At 43.9% G+C, this 17,499-nt stretch carries 17 protein-coding genes; 9 read left to right on the top strand and 8 right to left on the bottom strand.

Going from position 1 to position 17,499, the window contains the following annotated elements; all coding sequences use genetic code 11:
- The first annotated feature begins 16 nt into the window (after window positions 1-16).
- Window positions 17-427, top strand: a complete 411-nt coding sequence (locus B4K11_RS11445; protein ID WP_292956731.1) for a hypothetical protein — start codon at window positions 17-19, stop codon at window positions 425-427.
- Between the two features lie 12 nt (window positions 428-439).
- Here B4K11_RS11445 and B4K11_RS11440 read toward each other — a convergent pair whose 3' ends face one another.
- A complete protein-coding gene (locus tag B4K11_RS11440; RefSeq protein ID WP_292956728.1) occupies window positions 440-1,204 on the bottom strand; it encodes a TatD family hydrolase in 765 nt (254 codons plus the stop codon).
- A 62-nt stretch (window positions 1,205-1,266) separates the two neighbouring features.
- A complete protein-coding gene (locus B4K11_RS11435) occupies window positions 1,267-2,847 on the bottom strand; it encodes a peptide chain release factor 3 (RefSeq protein WP_292956725.1) in 1,581 nt (526 codons plus the stop codon).
- A gap of 116 nt (window positions 2,848-2,963) precedes the next feature.
- Between B4K11_RS11435 and B4K11_RS11430 the strand changes: the two genes are divergently transcribed.
- A complete protein-coding gene (locus B4K11_RS11430; RefSeq protein WP_292956722.1) occupies window positions 2,964-4,214 on the top strand; it encodes an ATP-binding protein in 1,251 nt (416 codons plus the stop codon).
- Window positions 4,214-4,741: a response regulator transcription factor gene (locus B4K11_RS11425; protein ID WP_292956719.1), complete on the top strand. Its 528-nt coding sequence runs from the start codon at window positions 4,214-4,216 to the stop codon at window positions 4,739-4,741. Before B4K11_RS11430 ends, B4K11_RS11425 begins: the two co-directional genes overlap by 1 nt.
- Window positions 4,742-4,776: 35 nt before the next feature.
- Here the strand turns inward: B4K11_RS11425 and B4K11_RS11420 are convergent, their stop codons facing one another.
- Window positions 4,777-5,445, bottom strand: a complete 669-nt coding sequence (locus tag B4K11_RS11420; RefSeq protein WP_292956716.1) for an energy-coupling factor ABC transporter permease — start codon at window positions 5,443-5,445, stop codon at window positions 4,777-4,779.
- A gap of 131 nt (window positions 5,446-5,576) precedes the next feature.
- Between B4K11_RS11420 and B4K11_RS11415 the strand changes: the two genes are divergently transcribed.
- A complete protein-coding gene (locus tag B4K11_RS11415; protein ID WP_292956713.1) occupies window positions 5,577-6,491 on the top strand; it encodes a GGDEF domain-containing response regulator in 915 nt (304 codons plus the stop codon).
- Here the strand turns inward: B4K11_RS11415 and rimI are convergent.
- Genes rimI through B4K11_RS11400 form a run of 3 tightly spaced genes read right to left on the bottom strand, consistent with a single transcriptional unit; the run spans window position 6,488 to window position 9,465 of the window.
- On the bottom strand, window positions 6,488-6,937 hold the full coding sequence (rimI, locus tag B4K11_RS11410; RefSeq protein WP_292956710.1) for a ribosomal protein S18-alanine N-acetyltransferase: 450 nt from the start codon (window positions 6,935-6,937) through the stop codon (window positions 6,488-6,490). The genes B4K11_RS11415 and rimI overlap by 4 nt on opposite strands.
- Entirely contained in the window at window positions 6,937-7,866 is a 930-nt protein-coding gene (locus tag B4K11_RS11405) for a hypothetical protein (RefSeq protein ID WP_292956707.1), read from the bottom strand. Before B4K11_RS11405 ends, rimI begins: the two co-directional genes overlap by 1 nt.
- A gap of 57 nt (window positions 7,867-7,923) precedes the next feature.
- On the bottom strand, window positions 7,924-9,465 hold the full coding sequence (locus tag B4K11_RS11400; protein WP_292959387.1) for a 2-isopropylmalate synthase: 1,542 nt from the start codon (window positions 9,463-9,465) through the stop codon (window positions 7,924-7,926).
- A gap of 353 nt (window positions 9,466-9,818) precedes the next feature.
- Between B4K11_RS11400 and B4K11_RS11395 the strand changes: the two genes are divergently transcribed.
- Window positions 9,819-10,970, top strand: a complete 1,152-nt coding sequence (locus B4K11_RS11395) for a MalY/PatB family protein (protein ID WP_292953650.1) — start codon at window positions 9,819-9,821, stop codon at window positions 10,968-10,970.
- 130 nt (window positions 10,971-11,100) lie between these two features.
- On the opposite strand, the gene epmA is transcribed toward B4K11_RS11395, so the two are convergent.
- Both epmA and efp read right to left on the bottom strand, forming a co-directional pair.
- A complete protein-coding gene (gene epmA, locus B4K11_RS11390) occupies window positions 11,101-12,069 on the bottom strand; it encodes an elongation factor P--(R)-beta-lysine ligase (protein WP_292953653.1) in 969 nt (322 codons plus the stop codon).
- An 80-nt stretch (window positions 12,070-12,149) separates the two neighbouring features.
- Window positions 12,150-12,713, bottom strand: coding sequence for an elongation factor P (gene efp, locus B4K11_RS11385; RefSeq protein WP_292953656.1), 564 nt, complete (start codon window positions 12,711-12,713; stop codon window positions 12,150-12,152).
- 123 nt (window positions 12,714-12,836) lie between these two features.
- Here efp and epmB point away from each other — a divergent pair, with 123 nt between their 5' ends.
- From epmB to B4K11_RS11365, 4 genes are all read left to right on the top strand, one after another.
- Window positions 12,837-13,856, top strand: a complete 1,020-nt coding sequence (gene epmB / locus B4K11_RS11380) for an EF-P beta-lysylation protein EpmB (RefSeq protein ID WP_292959386.1) — start codon at window positions 12,837-12,839, stop codon at window positions 13,854-13,856.
- A gap of 250 nt (window positions 13,857-14,106) precedes the next feature.
- On the top strand, window positions 14,107-15,261 hold the full coding sequence (locus B4K11_RS11375) for a hypothetical protein (protein WP_292955884.1): 1,155 nt from the start codon (window positions 14,107-14,109) through the stop codon (window positions 15,259-15,261).
- A gap of 192 nt (window positions 15,262-15,453) precedes the next feature.
- Window positions 15,454-16,818, top strand: a complete 1,365-nt coding sequence (miaB, locus tag B4K11_RS11370) for a tRNA (N6-isopentenyl adenosine(37)-C2)-methylthiotransferase MiaB (RefSeq protein ID WP_292955886.1) — start codon at window positions 15,454-15,456, stop codon at window positions 16,816-16,818.
- Between the two features lie 4 nt (window positions 16,819-16,822).
- A partial coding sequence (locus tag B4K11_RS11365; RefSeq protein ID WP_292959385.1) for a PhoH family protein occupies window positions 16,823-17,499 on the top strand: 677 nt, incomplete at its 3' end.

Below are 17,499 nucleotides of genomic sequence, written 5' to 3'. Positions count from 1 at the left end.
TTACAAGGAAATGGCTATGCGCTCGCTTCTCGTTCTCTCATTAATTTTCGGCTTAAGTGGCTGCCTAAGCATGGACAGTATAACGCCAAGTCCAAAGGCACCTAGAGACACTAGCTACTACCTAATTGATACTCAATTTCGTCTTTTCTGCCAAGGAAACACTAAGCGTTGTGCAGATATGACAAAAATAGTTTCTTCTCGTGCACAACTAAGACCGATAGAAGCAACATACAATACAACAGTCAAAGGCCCAAATTATCCTGTATCACTCATGAGAATGCTGATGAATCCGGCAGACAAAAGCTACAGCTCAAACCCTGTTGGCAAAGATGGCCGCTATTTTAAAATCCCAAGTAATGATAAAACAGATGTCGCTTGGGAAACGCTTATCGGCATACAGGACAACCTATTTTCTTCTGGCAGCTAATAGCAAAGCGGGTTATAAATCTAGAAGCTTAGACGCTTGCAAAGAGGTTGCAGAAGCAACCTCTTGTAATGAACACCCCTTCAGTTCGGCAATCACTTGAGCCACCTCTTTGACACGAACAGGCCTATTAGGCTCACCTTGATACCCGCTTAAAGGCATATCTGGCGCATCCGTCTCCAAAACAAAAGAATCTAGCGGAAGTTCTGTGACTATATGCCTAAGCTTTTTAGCACGTTCGTAAGTAACGGTGCCACCCAGCCCCAATTTAAAGCCTAACGCCAAATACTGTTTCGCCTGCTGTTCACTGCCAGAAAAGGCATGAACAATCCCTCCGGAGGAAAGCTTGTATTGCCGCAACTGCTTAAGCACCTGATCATGAGCTTTGCGTACATGAAGTAAAACCGGTAAAGAGAACTGAGCCGCAAGATCTAGCTGGGATTGAAAGAAAAATAGCTGTTTTTCAATATCCGCATCTGCAATGAACAGGTCTAAACCTATCTCTCCCACAGCACAACCCCCACCAGAGGACAAGGACTCCTCAAGCCGATCTAGATCTGATTCTAAATGCTTATTTAAAAAACAGGGATGCAGCCCTAAAGCGGTATGAATAGAGAGGTATGAAGAAGATAACTGCTGAATAACATGCCAATCACTAGCCACAACGCCCGGTACTACGATATCAGTAACACCTTGCAGCGCAGCTTCACGAGCAAGCTCGTCACGACATAAATCGAACTGAGAAAAGTTTAAATGACAATGGCTATCAATAAATTGCATACAGGAAGGGTAAAACGTAGAGGGTCTGACTGCAAGCAGCCAAACCCTCGAAGCAAGGCTACTTAGTGTTCTCGCGTCGCTCTAAATGCCACGTCAGGCCAGCGTTCTTCCGCTAAACTAAGGTTAACGCGAGTAGGCGCCAGATAAGTCAACAAACCGCTGCCATCTATTGCGAGATTATCGTGATTCTTCTTCTCGAAATCCGCAAGCATTTTGTCATCATCGCACTCAGCCCAGCGTGCCGTCTGAACGCTAATAGGTTCATACTTACATTCAACCTTGTACTCATCCTTCAAGCGAAAAACCACAACATCAAACTGTAATTGACCCACCGCACCAAGAATTAGATCGTTATTTTTGAACGGCTGGAAGAGCTGAACTGCCCCCTCTTCAGAAAGCTGCTTCAAACCTTTCTGTAGCTGTTTCATTTTAAGGGGATCAAGCGGTCTAACTCGCCTAAACATTTCCGGTGCAAAGTGTGGGATGCCCGTAAATTTAAGGTCTTCACCTGCCGTAAAAGTATCACCAATCTGGATAGTACCGTGGTTATGCAAACCAATAATATCGCCAGACCATGCCTCTTCTACATTTTCACGATCACCGGCAATAAACGTGACCGCATCGGCAATCTTTACATCCTTATTGATACGACTATGACGCATCTTCATGCCTTTACTGTATTTACCTGAACAAATACGCATAAAAGCAATACGGTCTCGATGCTTAGGATCCATATTTGCTTGGATCTTAAAAATGAAACCACTAAATTTTTCTTCAGCAGGCTCTACTGTGCGCGTAACCGCTTGACGAGAAATAGGTGCCGGAGCCCACTTAACAAAATCATTAAGCATCTCTCTTACACCGAAATTTGCTAAAGCCGTTCCAAAAAATACCGGCGTAAGCTTACCTGCAAGAAAAGCTTCTTGATCATACTCGTGCGTTGCGCCACGAACTAACTCAACCTCTTCGATGAAATCGTCATACACTTCACCCAATAGCTCTTTAGCCTCTTCACTTTCCAACCCCTGAACTCGAACATCTGCAGGAATGGTATGACCTTGCCCCGGCTGGAAAACATGGATCGTATCGGTATAAAGGTTGTAAATCCCTTTAAAACGCGGCCCCATTTCAATCGGCCAAGTGATAGGCGCAGCTTCGATCTTTAAAACTTCTTCGATCTCGTCCAGCAGTTCAATAGGATCACGAATCTCACGATCGACCTTGTTCACAAAGGAGAAAATAGGCGTATCACGCAGACGACAAACTTCCATTAATTTAATGGTTCTTGCCTCAACACCCTTCGCGCCATCAACAACCATCAACGCGGAATCTACAGCCGTTAGAGTACGGTAAGTATCCTCTGAGAAATCCTCATGTCCTGGTGTATCAAGCAAGTTAACCATACGATCATTATATGGAAACTGCATAACGGAGGAGGTAATCGAAATACCACGCTCCTGCTCCATCGACATCCAGTCGGATGTTGCATGTCGGTCACTTTTCTTGCCTTTTACTGTGCCCGCTTGCTGGATTAACTGCCCAAACAACAACAGTTTTTCAGTGATCGTGGTTTTACCCGCATCCGGGTGGGAAATAATCGCAAAGGTACGGCGCTGGTTAACTTCTTCTTGCAGGATACTCATCGGTATAAATCGTGTAGAGAGAAAGAAGCGGGCATTATACTCTTACTGTAAAAAATTACCTCAACTGCGACATTTTGCCTCGCCAGATATCCACCGTCGTGAGGTATAATCCCTGCATGGCCAATCATCGCGATAATTTACTACAGCTTTCTTATATACGTACTGTCACACTGTTCGGACAGTGCTTGGCTGTTATCTTTGCTATCTATGGTTTAGAAGCCGACTTAGATATTTGGAAAGTGGGCCCGACTCTCTGCGTTTTAGCTATCCTAAACTTTATTACTTACGCGCGCCTTTTCTCTCCTTGGCCTGTCACTGAACCTGAATTCTTTACTCAACTCATTGCTGACATGTCTTTATACGGCGCCTTACTCTTTCATATGGGAGGCGCAACAAACCCTTTTATATTCTTACTCTTAGTCCCCCTTATCATTGCATCCGCCACTTTATCCAAGCGCTATATATGGCTAGTTTCAGCCATGGTCGTCGCAATATATAGCTCACTTCTCTTTTATTATGAGCCTTTAATTAGACTCAGCGATAGCCACCAGCATCGCATCATGGAGCTATTTGATATCCATATCTTAGGTATGTGGATAAATTTCCTTTTGACCGTTTTAGTCGTCACCTATTTTATTGTCAGAATGCGCCAATCAATGCAGCGCCAACAAGATCGACTTGAACAAGAGCGAGAGAAGCATATTCAAGACCAACAGCTACTTTCTCTGGCGACAATGGCAGCTGGAACCGCCCATGAATTAGGCACCCCCTTAAGCACGATGCAAGTGCTGCTAAAAGAACTTGAATATGAACACGCTGACAATCTGGACTTACTGGAAGACCTCCAGCTGCTTCATCAGCAAACAGAAGTCTGCTCTCAACGTCTAAAGCAGATGGCTCAAAGCGTTAAAGAAGAGCAGATGACAACCCAATGGCTAGATGCAACAGCGCTTATCCAAGACACCATTGAACAGTTTTTACTGCAAAGGCCTGAGGTTACTTATACTTTTTCCGTGCTCCCTTCAGATACCCCTCCTCCTGTAAACTGCACTACATCATTACGTCAATCGCTACTTAACCTTCTAAATAACTCGGCAGATGCGGAACCTAAAAATATAAAAATAGAATTAGATTGGGACCCGCAACAAGTTTACTTCCGAATTCATGATCAAGGGGCGGGCATAAGCCTTGAGCAAAGCGACAATATAGGTAAACCTTTTATTACTACCAAAGGAAAAGGCTTAGGTATTGGTTTATTTCTTACAGCAACAACACTGGCCCGCTATGACGGTGATGTACGATTATACAACCACCCTGATGGCGGTACGTTAACTGAAGTCACTCTTCCTATAAGGCAAAAAACATAATGAAACGATTTCTAATTGTTGACGATGATCCCGCCTTCACTCGCGTCCTTTCTAGAGCAATGACACGTAGAGAATTTGAAGTACAAGTTGCCCGTAGCGTACAAGAGGCTGAGCAAACTATTGAAGATTGGCTACCTGACTTTGCAACCGTCGATTTAAAAATGGAAGACAGCTCCGGACTTAGCTTAATACCTCATCTAAGGTCAGCTAACCCGGCAATGCGTATTCTCATGCTTACAGGCTACGCGAGCATCGTGACGGCTGTCGAAGCCATAAAGCTTGGTGCGACTCAGTACTTACCAAAACCAGCAGATGCGGATCAAATACTCGCAGCGCTCAACCAAGTAGATGCCAATGCCGATATTGAAGTGACTGAGCAACCCATGTCAGTAAACAGACTAGAATGGGAACACATTCAAAAAGTACTTAATGAGCATGATGGCAACATATCTGCTACCGCACGCGCTTTAGGCATGCACCGCAGAACACTGCAAAGAAAACTAGCTAAACGCCCAGTGAAACGTTAGGTACAGAGAAGATATTAAGCGCCTGTCAGTACGATTTATTGCTCATCTATATAGCTTTTTGCCTCAAAACTTCTAACCCAATCAGGATGAAAAACCAGCATTCCCGTCAAGAAAATCCCGTTCATCAGTCCCTCTGGGAACATGATTAATGGAAGGTAGCGAATATATTCTAGAAAAACTTTCTCTAAACTATAAACACCATCTAAAACCAGAACCATACTCGTTGCCAATCCAGCAACTGCGGTTGATATTCCCGCTGCAAAAAAACCACACACAAACAAAAAAACAAAAAAATTCTTTTCTAATCGTTTATCTACAAACTTACTAATCAGATGTGTTGTAGCAACAGGCAGCAATATAGAACAAACCCCATTAATGAAGAGCCCATCCCAACTCTCTTTGCCAATCAAGGCCATTCCTAACAAAACAACCGTTGCAGACAAAATCGCTAAGTCCCAACCAAATACGAGTGTCAGAACAGTCAAACCTAAAAAGTGTATTCCTAATCCTGGAGAGATCCCTGCCCTAATAGACCACATGACTGTTAACAATACCGTGGCACCAAACAACATATGCTGCAGAACACGATTAGCCAACAACACCCGCCAAGGCGCGCTTCTAACTGCACACAAAAAGATCACAGAATACACAATAGCCGTAATCACTATCCAATACCCCGATACTAACTCATTTGAAAAGCTCATAATCAAACCCCAAAATTAGCAATAAGAGTTATTTTACATTGAAGATTCTGTATGTGCGCATATGATAGTTATATAGATTAAGTTTTTGATCCATATCATGCATACTATGATAACCGCGCACTGGAGTGCCAATGAACATTCTTGTTGTCGACGATGACCGTTTTATACGCGAAATAATTAGCGCAGTAATTACTGACGCGGGCCACACCCCGATCACAGCAAGCAGAGACAATGAAGCACTCCCACTGCTTGAAAATAGCGATATCGATTTAGTTTTGACCGATGTTGAAATGCCTGGCCTAAACGGTTTTGAACTCACCCGCGAAATACGCCAACGCTACCCTAATGATTGGTTCCCTATCATATTTTTAAGCGGCCAGAGTGATGAAAAGCACTATGAAGAGGGCATAGATGCCGGTGGCGATGACTACCTAACTAAGCCTGTTAGCCCTATCGTTCTAAAAGCTAAAATTTTAGCCATGGAACGTATAGCTAATATGAAGAAGGCATTAGATTCAGCCAATTCCCGCCTTGAAAAACTCAGCACTCAAGACCCGCTAACAAAAGTCTCTAACCGTAGAGACCTAGAACAAAGCTTACTTAAAGAGTGGAAACTGCATAAACGCAAAGAAACTGAACTTGCTGTCATCATGCTTGATATTGACTTCTTCAAACCATACAACGACACCTATGGACATCAACAGGGTGATGAATGCTTAAAAAGCGTCGCTAAAGCTCTAAAGAAATGCTTACACCGCTCACACGATTTACTTGCCCGTTACGGTGGCGAAGAGTTCGCTATAGTCTTGCCTGAGACATCTCTAGACGGGGCCACACATGTAGCCAATAGAGTTATTGATAGCTTAAAGCAGTTAAACCTACCACACGAACACTCTACAGCGGCAAGCCACATAACCGTTAGCATGGGGATTAGCTCAACTAGCGCTAATTCTGAAACCCCCACGGGGTTACTCAAACAAGCGGATGACGCGCTATACCTTGCAAAAGAGAATGGTCGTAATCGAAGTGAGATCTTTAAAAATTAGAACCTATAACTGAATAACAAAGCATCTTCCCTAGCCCCATCATTTTGTGATGAGGGGTAGTACCCTTTACGCAGCCCATCCTCAACAAAGCCATAGCTGCGATACAATGAAACAGCAGCCATATTTGATTCTCGCACCTCTAGCATGAGCCGATTAACGCCCTTAGCTTTAAGGTAAACAATCGCGGTATCCAATAAAGTTCGAGCTAGGCCTTCACCTTGGCGCTCAGGGTCAACCGCTATTTGCAGAACCTCAGCCTCATCTAACACAGTAGAGATCAAAACAAAGCCTTTTAGGTCCTCATCAAAGCAACCTAACGAAAGGCCACGCGAATGATCTAACTGATTAGCAAGCTGCTGTTCTACCCAACTAGAGACAAAAGACTTTCTTTCTAGGAATAACAGAGAAGGGAGATCTTGCTGATTTAAACACCTAACTGTAAGCATTACAGTCGTTTTGTAACTAGGGGCTGAAAGTCCATCCAGATCTGTTTCTTTATACCCGATAACTGCATCGCTTCAGTTAGACTATGACTGGCTATCGCTTTAACACCCGAGCGAACCTCAAAGCTAATGCCTTTCAACTCATCTAGCCCCTCATGCCTCGCCATAACCATCTGAGCTGCAGCTTCACCAAACAACAACACCGTTTTAATATTGTGAGCTTGGAGTTCTTTAGTTAATTTATGCTGAACCGCTATCGATGCTTGATGATGCCCTTGATCCAAGGTTTTGCTTGCAAACATAGGCCAAGGCAACATAAATACTTGCCCCGTTTTCCTTTGTCCACCTAGTGCTACCACAATAGCCTGCGCCAAGGATTGATAGTTTTCAGAAAAACCACCTCCCTGCGGAGGCAAACTATCAACTACTAGATAATCACCAATATGCTGAAAAGCGAGTTTGAAGTTAGGCGTCTCAGTGTTCGCTTCAACCTCTACCGAATCAGGTGTTTCTACCGGGCTAGTCGATTGAGTAGGACTAGTCGATTGAACAGGGCGAGCCTTAGCAGCGGAAGGAATCTCTGAAGCATTATCAACTTCGCTCTCAAATAAACCTAAAGCAGCACGCGCTTGAGACATCCCTTGTTGAGCACTTTCCGGCGAGGCCTTTGTACTATTGAGTGTACGACTAAGCGCATTACTGGAAGAACCCCCTTGAGAATTACCACCCGCTGAAGGCACCGTATTTTGCTGGCCCAATGCAGCACGTGCTGAAGAGGCGCGATCGGATTCAAAAGGGATATCAGGAGCAGGATAACGAAAATCATTTACCCAATCGGCCGAAGGAGCTGCTCCGGGTAACACGGCACAAGGCAGCCAACTAGAAACGCCTAGCGCTTCTAGATATTGATGACGAAGCGTCTCCTGCTCCATGCTCACAGCCTTTTCACAACATTATGCCTTTTCACAACTTTATAACTTTCTCAAACGCTAAACCTGCGGATGTGCTTTTTGAACGTTAGCATCCAGCATATTTAGCGCGTGTATGTAAGCTTTAGCTGACGCGATAATAATGTCAGTATCAGCACCAAGCCCATTAACAATACGGCCGCCTTTCTCAAGACGCACTGTAACTTCGCCCTGAGAGTCCGTTCCTTCAGTTACCGCATTCACTGAATATATCTGCAAGCTAGCGCCAGATTCAGCAATAGATTCAATCGCCTTAAAGGCTGCATCAACGGGTCCACCACCGGTTGCTTCAGCACTTTTTTCCTCATCCCCTACTTGCATTACAATATTTGCTTTCGGCGTTTCACCCGTCTGAGAAGTTACAGATAAGCTGCTTAATTTGAACTGTTCACTATTAGCAGAAGCACGAGTATCACTTACCAGTGCAACTAAATCTTCATCAAAGATCTCATGCTTTTTATCTGCAAGTTCTTTAAAGCGTGAAAAAGCATTGTTCAATTCAAGATCAGATGAAAAAGTAGTACCAAGCTCTTCTAAACGGCTACGGAAAGCCGCACGACCTGAAAGCTTACCGAGCACCATACGATTCGTATTCCAGCCTACATCTTGCGCTGTCATAATTTCGTAAGTTTCACGATGTTTCAGAACGCCATCTTGATGAATACCTGATTCATGAGCAAAAGCATTAGCTCCCACAATCGCCTTGTTAGGCTGTACAGGGAAGCCTGTCACACTAGACACAAGACGAGAAGCTGGAACTATTTGAGTCGTATCAATATTTGTTTCTACGCCTAAAGAATCTTTACGCGTACGAATAGCCATAACAATCTCTTCTAGAGATGCATTACCCGCACGTTCTCCCAAGCCGTTAATTGTACACTCGACTTGGCGTGCACCGGCACCTACAGCAGCAAGAGAGTTCGCAACTGCCAAACCTAAATCGTTATGGCAATGTACCGAGAATATCGCTTTATCCGCATTAGGAACACGCTGTATCAATTGACTAATTGTATGAGCAAACTCACCCGGAACCGCATAGCCAACGGTATCAGGGATATTGATCGTTCTAGCACCTGCATCGATCACTTTTTCGATAATCCGGCACATAAAGTCCAATTCAGAACGGCTCGCATCTTCTAACGAAAACTCAACATCATCAATTAAGTTGCGTGCACGCGTGACAGCTTTTACCGCCTGCTCAACCACTTGATCAGGTTCCATCTGAAGTTTGTACTTCATATGAATAGGCGAAGTTGCAATGAAAGTATGAATACGACCCATCGCAGCATTTATCAACGCTTCACCTGCACGATCTATATCCGCATCTAAAGCACGTGATAATGAACATACACGACTTTCAGTAACCGCTTCAGCAATTGCTTTAACCGACTCAAAGTCTCCTGGGCTAGCAATGGCAAAACCCGCTTCGATAACATCGACACGCATTTTTTCTAACTGCTTAGCTATACGCAATTTCTCATCACGCGTCATCGATGCGCCTGGGCTCTGTTCGCCATCTCGCAAAGTTGTATCAAAAATAATTACACGATTATCATTATTCATCAGAACTGCTCCAAACCAACTCACCGACGATCAATATATACCATTATCGCCGTTCTCTTTATTCTTTACAAAACTGGATTTTAATCTTAAAAAGAAAGAGGGCTAAAAAGGGGTAACAAAAGACTATACTCAAAAAGAGAGATTATCTTTCTTCAAAAAATGCTCTATTAACTAGAAACAGCAATCTACGTTTTAACGCTACCTAATGAGCGAGTAGTTATCTCTAAATATTACACAGAACAAATACACTATAAACCTAGATTTTACGTGGTCCTCAGATGACCACCACTATAGCGCCAGAGCAGTGTTTTGCAACCTAAGTTTGCTCCTGCTCTCCACAAAAGAAGGCCGTCATGAGTAAAGAATTTGATCGTCCCGTAAACCGAAAAGGAACCGCTAGCCAAAAGTGGGAAAAGTATGGTGACAGCGACATTCTACCTATGTGGGTAGCAGATACTGATTTTATGTCTCCACCTTGCGTTATAGAAGCACTTAAAGAACGTATAGACCACGGTGTTTTTGGTTACACAAATGTACCCTCAGAGCTAAACGAGCTCGTAATTGAACGAATGAAAAGACTCTACAGCTGGGAGATTGAAGCCGATGCAATTGAATGGCTACCGGGCTTAGTCTGCGGTTTAAACTTAGCCTGTCGCACTGTAGGACAAAGTGGCGACACTGTCATTTCACCTAAGCCTATCTATCCCCCGTTTATTTCATCACCACGCTTATCTGAAAGAGAAGTGTGTAGCGTTCCGCTTAAAGAGACAAACCAGCACTTTATTATTGATTTCGAAGCACTGGAAAACAGCTTATCCGACACCACCCGACTACTCCTCTTCTGTAACCCTCAAAACCCAGGCGGTGCAGTCTACACCCGTGAAGAACTTGAAACGCTTGCAGCGATCATAATCAAGCATGATCTTTATATCTGTTCGGATGAGATCCATTGCGATCTTATACTTGAACAGGGGTTAGAACATATCCCTATGGCCTCAATCAACGATGAGATTGCAAAACGTACTATTACATTAATGGCACCGAGTAAAACCTATAATATCGCAGGCCTTGGATGCTCTTTTGCTATTATTACTGATCCAAAATTACGACAACAATTTATCAATGTACGCAAAGGGATCGTTCCTGACGTTAACCTTTTAGGCTATACCGCAGCGATTTCAGCCTATAAAGATGGGGATGAATGGAATAAACAGCAACTCAATTATTTACGCGAAAACCGTGATTACCTGCAATATGAAATAAACCAGATCCCAGGCCTTAAACTCCTTCCTGTTGAAGCAACATACCTCGCTTGGATTGATGTATCGGGTGCAAAATTATCAAACCCGACACACTTTTTTGAACAAGCAGGCGTGGGTATGTCCCCTGGGAGAGACTTTGGTGACGCAAACTATATGCGATTAAACTTTGGCTGCCCGAGAAGCACCTTAGAACAAGCGATACACCGCATTAAAACTGCGCTATTAAATGAATTACCTGCATAGCATTCACGATAGATACTTTATATTACCCTCAGTCGTTCTCATTTAAACTTCTTATAAAGGTTTAAATGAGAACGCCAGCTTCTACCTATTCACAATTCAGATACTATCTATTCCTACTCACATTTACGCACTATGCACGCGCATGATCAAATGGAATGACTTCAGAAATAGTCGTCGAGTCCAACAGCAACATCAATAAACGATCCACACCTAATGCAACACCCGCACAATCAGGCATTCCGGATTCCAGCGCATCAACAAGCCGTTTATCTAAAGGTCTCTGAGGTAGTCCTAACTCAGCTCTCTGTAGCTGATCAGCAGTCAAACGTCGATCTTGCTCGCGAAAGTCCGTTAATTCATGGTAACCGTTTGCAAGCTCAATACCCTTAATAAATAACTCAAACCTAGCAGCCACTTTAATGCCTGCGCTCCCTCCCTTCACTTTAGCCAATGCGGCTTGGGATTCAGGGTACTCTGTAACGAAGATTGCAGGGACAGATTTCAACTGAGGTTCAATTACATTAGAGATTAGTAAATTTAGCCATGTATCAGGGTTATCGTCATCTAGATTAATATCGATATGCTTTAAAGCTTCTGACTTCAGATCTCTTGCACTGACCTCTTCAGGCCGAAAACCTAAATAGCGCTGAAAAAGATCTGAATACGTAATGCGTTCTATTTCACCCAAACCTAAAACAGTACCGACTAATACTTCAACTTCAGACATTAAATCCTGATCGTCATAACCAGGCTGATACCACTCTAACATTGTAAATTCTGGATTATGCCGACTGCCACTTTCGCCATTACGAAAGACTTTACTCATCTGATATATCGCTCCGCTGCCCGCAGCAAGTATGCGTTTCATTGCGTACTCTGGCGACGTTTGTAGATAAAGTGTGGAGCTATCTAGACCAACAGCAGGGTGATAACTCACCTCAATACTATCAATAAAAGGATCACTGACAGCGCAATGAGACATCACCGGCGTATCAACTTCCATGACACCTTTCTGAAGAAAAAACTGCCTAATATACGCCAGTAGTTCAGCTCGCTTTTGCAGATTTTCAATCGTTGCGGTGGGGCGCCAGTCAGACATCAAATAACCCAAATAGATAAATATTAAACAGCAGAAACAAAAACGGCAGCCTCAGCTGCCGTTTCCTTCAAGAGATAATACTATGCACGTGATACATATTCGCCTGTGCGTGTATCAATCTTTAGCACTTCACCTTGGTTAATAAATAACGGAACACGTACAACAGCACCAGTTGCAAGCGTCGCTGGCTTAGAACCGCCCTGCGCCGTATCACCTTTCAAACCAGGATCAGTCTCAACCACTTCCAGCTCTACAAAGTTAGGTGGCGTTACAGCGATTGGATTACCGTTGAACAACGTTACTGTCACTGAATCTTGCTCTTTCAACCAAGGCTTCGCCTCGGCAACAGCATTTTCATCAGCACCCACCTGCTCAAACGTAATTGGATCCATAAAGTACCAAAGCTCACCATCGAAGTATGAATACTCCATTGATGTATCCATGACATCAGCCGCTTCAACGCTTTCACCAGATTTAAACGTACGCTCCCAAATACGCCCAGACATCAAGTTACGCAGTTTCACACGCGTAAATGCCTGACCTTTACCTGGCTTTACAAACTCAACGTCGACCATTGAACATGGATCGCCGTCGATCATTACTTTCATACCGTTTTTAAACTGGTTAGCAGAAAAGTTCCCCATAATGTTCTACGCATCTCTTATTATTTGTCATTCAACCAACAGTGTCATTGGCAGTAAAATTGACACACATTCTACTTGAAAGGAAAATGCGAGCAACTTTCAGCTGCCAATCTGCCAAAAAACATGATGAATTCTTTTCCCAAAGCTCTGCAGATCGACAATAACACCTCATGGCAGCAACTATTGAGCCATACCATTAATGATCCTGAGCAACTCATTAAGCTACTCGAGCTCCCTCATGATTATTTACAAGGCGCTCAAACCGGCGATGCGGAATTTTCACTTAAAGTTCCCACACCCTATCTAAATAAAATCAAAAAAGGGGATATCAATGATCCCCTTTTGCGTCAAATACTGCCCATTGAAGCAGAAGCTCAGCAGATCCCGGGTTATGTGACGGACCCACTGGCTGAAATGTCTGCCAACCACCACGAAGGGCTTATCCATAAATATAAGGGAAGAGTATTAATCATTCTAACCGGTGCTTGCGCGATCAACTGTAGATATTGCTTTCGACGCCACTTCCCCTACCAAGAGAACAAACTAGGTCCTAAACAATGGCAACAAGTCCTTAAATACTTAAATGATGATGAAAGTATTAGCGAAGTCATCTTCTCTGGCGGTGACCCTCTGGCCACATCGGATAATCGCTTAGCACAGATGATTACAGATCTAGAAAAGATCCCTCATCTAACCAGACTACGCATTCATACACGCCTGCCTATCGTTCTGCCACAACGCATAACGCCTGAGTTCACCTCTATTCTAGAAAACAGCCGTTTCGATACAGTCATGGTTTTACATGCTAATCACCCTAATGAAATTGATAACGAAACAGGCCGCATCACATCACAGCTAAAGAGTGCCAATGTCACCGTTCTAAACCAATCGGTACTCCTCAAGGGCGTAAATGATTGCGTAGAGACCTTAAAAACGCTCAGTGAAAAGCTGTTTCACGCGGGTATTCTTCCCTACTACCTTTTTACCTTGGACCCAGTACAAGGCGCTGCACATTTCAATGTTGATGATAAACAAGCAATACAGTTGTTTGGCGAACTTCAAACACTACTCCCAGGCTATCTACTACCTAAACTCGCGCGTGAAATTCCTGAGCGTCCATCAAAAACACTCTTACACCCTTAGATAAAGCGTCCTCCTTCTGAAGGGCGTTAGAAGTGAAAGTTATTCATACAGGCAATTTGAGACTATTACATTCTCAATATTGGCCGATAACCAGTAAACCTATAAACAAAACCCATTGGTTTCGGAACACACAAACGGACTTGGCCCCATTTAGCTCACGTGCTCAACAGACAAGTATTGGGACCCTTCACTCTTTGACGAATTTTGTCACTAAAGCCCGCCACTGTTCCTATTAGAAATTGGTGATGCCATGCGTATCGCGGCCTCAGATATAGCACTCGACAGTGCAAGTCATAAAAGCAGTTACACTGAAACTCGTGAACATTTAACCGAAGGTTATGTGCGTGCGGGCGATGCTTTTAATAAAGAAAACCTCGTCGCCGGTAGTCACACCGAAAAAGTAGAGATAAAAAATAACAGAGAGATCTCTACTGAAGCTTCAACTTATTCAGATCTGCGGCAGATGCTCGCCCGGGAAAATGTCGGTAAATACAGCCTCGATCAACTCATTACTCAAGCAACAGGCAGCAACACTAGCCTCTTCGAATTAAGTCCTGAAGATAAAGTTAAAATAGAGTTATTAAAGAAACTATTCGAGAGTTTAACGGGGAAAAGTTTCAATGTGGGCATGCTTAACGCTCCAGCTGTTGGCAATGATAGCAACGCCGAAGCAAGCAACGAATCAGAATTGAGCATCTCATCTAACGATCTAGCCATAGGAACCGGCGCACTCGAACACGGATTTGAATATAGCTACAGTGAATCAACAGTCTCTCATGAACAAGTGCAATTTCAGGCTAAAGGGCAAGTTCGCACTGAAGATGGCAAGGTCATCAATCTAGACCTTCAGCTCAACATGAGCCGAACACTGAGCGAAAATCATAGCTTCCAGATTCGATTAGGCGCTGCCCTTAAAGACCCGCTGGTTATAAACTTTACCGGACAAGCAGCAGAGCTCACGGCTGACACTCTCGAATTTGATCTTGATATGGATGGAAAACAAGACACTATCCACCGCTTAGATGATTCAAGCGGTTACATTGCATTAGACCGAAATAACAGTGAAACAATCGATGATGGCAGTGAACTCTTTGGTGCGACATCAGGAAACGGTTTTAAAGAGCTGGCCGCCTACGACGATGATAACAATGGGTTTATTGATGAAAGCGATGCCATCTGGGATCAACTACGGATCTGGGTACAACATGACGATGGCAGTAGTAGCCTCTTTACCCTAGCGGAGAAAGGCGTCGGCGCCCTATATCTTGGTTACACTCAAACGGATTGGGAGCTCAGCGCAGGCCAACACAGTGATGAAATGGCGGGAAAAATTAGAGCGACAGGTTTATTTCTAACAGAAGAGGGAGACACCGGCACCCTCCAGCAGGTCGATTTAGTCGTTTAAGCCGGTATAGATATAAATCCATACAAATTACACGTCTTAAGAGCTTTGCTACAACGCAAACAATAAACACTATATCTGCATCACTAAACTGTTCATTATCTGGTCGCTTAAGTATAATGCGCGGTCCTTTACGACCCTGCTTAAGCAATACGCTTAATTAGGCTTATGACCCACGCAAGATACAGGTGAACAATGTCGAAGAAGCTCTTTATAAAAACTCATGGCTGTCAGATGAATGAATACGACTCCGCGCGTATGGCTGACCTCCTGGGAGAAAGCCATGAACTAGAGCTAACGGAAGATGTTAATGAAGCAGATGTCCTGTTACTTAATACCTGCTCTATTCGCGAAAGGGCTCAAGAAAAAGTATTTCACCAGCTAGGGCGCTGGAGGAAACTGAAAGCCAAAAACCCAGATCTAAAAATCGGGATTGGCGGCTGCGTTGCCAGCCAAGAGGGCGATAAAATCCTTAAACGCGCCCCTTATGTCGATATGATTTTTGGCCCTCAGACTCTACACCGTCTTCCGGAGATGATGGAAAAGTCGGATGCTGGCAGTGTAGGCATTGTCGATGTTTCGTTCCCTGAAATCGAGAAATTCGATCACCTTCCAGCACCAAAAGTGGAAGGCGCTGAAGCCTTTGTCTCTGTTATGGAAGGCTGCTCAAAGTATTGTACGTTCTGTGTTGTGCCCTACACTCGAGGCGAAGAAGTAAGCCGTCCGATGGACGATGTCATCACCGAGTGCGTAGAGCTTGCCGAACAAGGTGTGCGCGAAGTAAACCTGCTTGGGCAAAACGTTAATGCATACTGCGGTGCTACTCATGACGGTGATACCGCCGATCTAGCGGAGCTCATCCGCAGTGTTGCTGCAGTAGATGGCATTGATCGTATTCGTTTCACGACTAGCCATCCCGTTGAGTTTACAGATAGTTTAATCGAAGCCTACGAAGATGTTCCTGAACTGGTTAGCTTCCTACACTTACCTGTTCAAAGCGGCTCTGACAAAATATTGATGGCAATGAAACGCGGCCACACTGCACTAGAATACAAATCTAAAATTCGTCGTATTCGTAAGGCACGTCCAGATATCGAGATATCTTCTGACTTCATAATCGGCTTTCCAAATGAATCAGATGCGGATTTCGAAGCAACGATGAAGTTAATTGATGATATTGGCTTTGATAACAGCTATAGCTTTATCTATAGCCGCCGCCCAGGCACTCCAGCATCAGATCTACCCGATAACATTGATGATGAAACCAAAAAGCAGCGCCTGCAGATTTTGCAGACACGTATAGTACAAAACACACAACGTATCAGCCGTAAAATGGTTGGCACGACACAACGCATTCTTGTAAATGGTTATTCCAAAAAAGACCCGGGCTTATTATCAGGCCGTACAGAGAACAACCGCGTTGTGAACTTCCGCTGCGATAACCCTGACCTTATTGGTCATTTTGCGGATGTTAATATTGCTGACAGCTATAAAAACTCGCTAGTAGGCGAGTTGCTATGTTCTGAATTAGACGAAATTTTCCCACAGAAGGCGGGCTAAGCTGTTGAGTAATGCACAATCTATAAAAGTAACGCTAGAGCCTGAAAATACAGAATTCCTGGCGAATCTTTGCGGTCCATTTAATGAACATATCAAGTTATTAGAGAAACGCTTAGGTGTTGAAATACGCCATCACGGTCATCATTTCCAGCTATTGGGCGATATGGATATCATTCGCTTAGTCTCTGAAATACTAGAAGCACTGTATCTTGAAGCGACACAAGATAAACATATATCACCTGAACATATTCACCTGCTTATGCAACAAAGCGGTGTAGAGCAGATCACAAGCAACCAAAAAGTGATGGATTCGGATATCAGCATCCGCATCAAAAAAGCGTTGATTCGCCCACGCGGCGAGAATCAACAAGGCTATGTGCGCTCTATTTTACAGCACGATATCAATTTCGGAATTGGCCCTGCGGGCACCGGAAAAACCTACCTCGCTGTTGCTTGTGCTGTTGATGCACTTGAACGTGAAGAGGTTGACCGTATTTTGCTAGTTCGCCCAGCCGTTGAAGCAGGCGAGAAGCTAGGCTTTTTACCCGGCGATCTAAGCCAAAAGGTCGATCCTTACTTACGCCCACTCTATGATGCTCTCTACGAAATGCTTGGGTTTGAGCGTGTTAGTAAGCTCATTGAGCGAAATGTGATTGAAGTGGCTCCTCTTGCATTTATGCG

The sequence above is a fragment of the Neptuniibacter sp. UBA6509 genome (genome assembly GCA_002435145.1).
Classification (GTDB): domain Bacteria; phylum Pseudomonadota; class Gammaproteobacteria; order Pseudomonadales; family Balneatricaceae; genus Neptuniibacter.
The sequence above is the reverse complement of the archived record's forward strand: the minus strand, read 5'-3'. Positions and strand labels throughout refer to the sequence as shown.